Source organism: Mycolicibacterium sp. CBM1 (genome assembly GCF_054073305.1).
Genome location: NZ_JBSXPP010000048.1, coordinates 1 through 2306, shown reverse-complemented (window position 1 = coordinate 2306; position 2306 = coordinate 1). Strand labels below are relative to the sequence as shown.

Below are 2306 nucleotides of genomic sequence, written 5' to 3'. Positions count from 1 at the left end.
CCTCTCGGAAGTCGTTGGAGGAGTTCGACTTCGACCACGCCCGTGGCCTCAAACGCGACGCCATCGCCCATCTGGGCACCCTGGACTTCGTCACTGCAAAAGACAACGTCGTCTTCCTCGGCCCGCCAGGAACAGGAAAGACCCACCTGGCGACCGGCATCGCGATTCGAGCCTGTCAGGCCGGGCACCGCGTCCTGTTCGCCACCGCGAGCCAATGGGTCGACCGTCTCGCAACCGCTCACCACGGCGGAACCCTGCAAGCCGAACTCATGCGGCTGACCCGCTACCCGCTTCTCGTCGTCGACGAAGTCGGTTACATCCCGTTCGAACCCGAAGCCGCCAACCTGTTCTTCCAACTCATCTCCGCCCGCTACGAACGAGCCAGCCTCATCGTCACCTCCAACAAACCCTTCGGCCGCTGGGGAGAAGTCTTCGGCGACGACGTCGTCGCCGCGGCCATGATCGACCGCCTCGTGCACCACGCCGAAGTCATCGCACTCAAAGGAGACAGCTACCGCATCAAAGACCGAGACCTCGGCCGCGTCCCCACCGTCACGGCCGACGAACAATGAACCCAGCTGGTCAACATTCACTCGCCGACAACTGGTCAGGATTCAGTTGCCGTTGACACCCCGGCACACACCCCGCCCGCCCAATCGCCAACTCGGCAGCCCCCAACTAAAGGCCTGGGACTCCAATCAAGCCCGCCCCACTGGGACCGACTCGGACTGACGTACTCAACCGAACCTAGGAACGCTGATTCACCGCTTCGATCCCACGCTTCGGCAAACTAACTTGGCTCCAAACCTCTGCAGGGACTCTGCGGTTGATCTGGCTCCAGCCGCACCAGCAATGGGTGGCTCTCCCCCGCTACCAGGGACCTTTGGCCCACAGAGACCATCGTCAATCCGGCGAGACTGGGACTGTGGAAGTAACGGTGTTTCCGGCACTGACACGCTGAGCGATGCTCGGCGAGAAAGGTGCCGTGATGACGACACTGGAAGATGTGGCGAAGAAGAAGGCGGCTGAGCAGTCCGCAGCGCAGAAGGCTGCGGTCGAGCTGGTCCGACTAGCACAGGAACAGGGCCTGTCGCTGACCGGGCCCGACGGGCTGCTCAAACAGCTGACCAAGACGGTCCTGGAGACCGCACTCAATGAGGAGATGACCGAGCACCTCGGGTATGAGAAACACGACCCGCCCGAGGCGGGGTCGGGCAACATCCGCAACGGGACCCGCACCAAGACGGTGCTGACCGACACCACCGGCCCGGTCGAACTCGACGTGCCGCGCGATCGGGCATCGACGTTCGAGCCCCAGATCGTCAAGAAACGTCAACGCCGACTGTCCGGGGTCGATGAGGTGGTCTTGTCCTTGTACGCCAAAGGGCTTACCACCGGGGAGATTTCAGCGCACTTCGCCGAGATCTACGGGGCATCGGTGTCCAAGGAGACGATCAGTCGCATCACCGACAAGGTCATCGAGGAGATGAACGACTGGTCGGTGCGGCCCCTGGATGAAACCTACGCTGCGATCTTCATCGACGCGATCGTGGTCAAGGTCCGCGACGGCCAGGTCGCCAACCGGCCGTTCTACGCGGCCATCGGGGTCACCCTGGCCGGGGAACGCGACATCCTCGGATTGTGGGCCGGCACCGGCGGGGAGGGCGCCAAGTTCTGGATGAGCGTGCTCACCGATCTGCGCAACCGCGGCATCAAGGACACCTTCTTCGTCGTCTGCGACGGGCTCAAGGGACTGCCGGAGGTGGTGGGCAACGTATGGCCGCGGGCGATCGTGCAGACCTGCATCATCCATCTGCTGCGCAACACCTTTCGGCTCACCTCCCGCAAGTACTGGGACGAGATCAAGCGTGATGTGAAACCGATCTACACCGCAGTCAACGCGACTGCGGCCCGCACGGCGTTCGACGATCTGGCCCAGAAATGGGGGCAACGCTACCCGGCGGTGATCCGCCTGTGGGACAACGCCTGGGACGAGTTCATCCCATTCCTGGACTACGACGTGGAGATCCGCCGTGTCATCTGTAGCACCAATGCCATCGAGTCGCTCAACGCCCGCTACCGCCGCGCGATCAAAGCCCGCGGCCACTTCCCCTCCGAGCAGGCCGCCCTCAAGTGCCTGTATCTGGTCACCCGATCACTGGACCCGACCGGTGCCGGCAGGGCACGATGGACGATGCGGTGGAAACCTGCCCTGAATGCGTTCGCGATCACCTTCGCCGACCGATTCCCGGCAGCCGAAACCTACTGATCAAAACCGCCGGAAACACCGTTAACGAGATAGTCCC

2 protein-coding genes are annotated in these 2306 nt (G+C 63.1%); both read left to right on the top strand.

The annotated features are described in order from the left end of the window. The coding region (gene istB / locus ACXDF8_RS26900) for an IS21-like element helper ATPase IstB (protein ID WP_457226280.1) at positions 1–572 on the top strand (572 nt) is incomplete at its 5' end. A 413-nt stretch (positions 573–985) separates the two neighbouring features. Next, positions 986–2269 (top strand): IS256 family transposase, encoded by a 1284-nt coding sequence (locus tag ACXDF8_RS26895; protein WP_457225951.1) that lies wholly within the window; start codon positions 986–988, stop codon positions 2267–2269. Positions 2270–2306 lie beyond the last annotated feature (37 nt).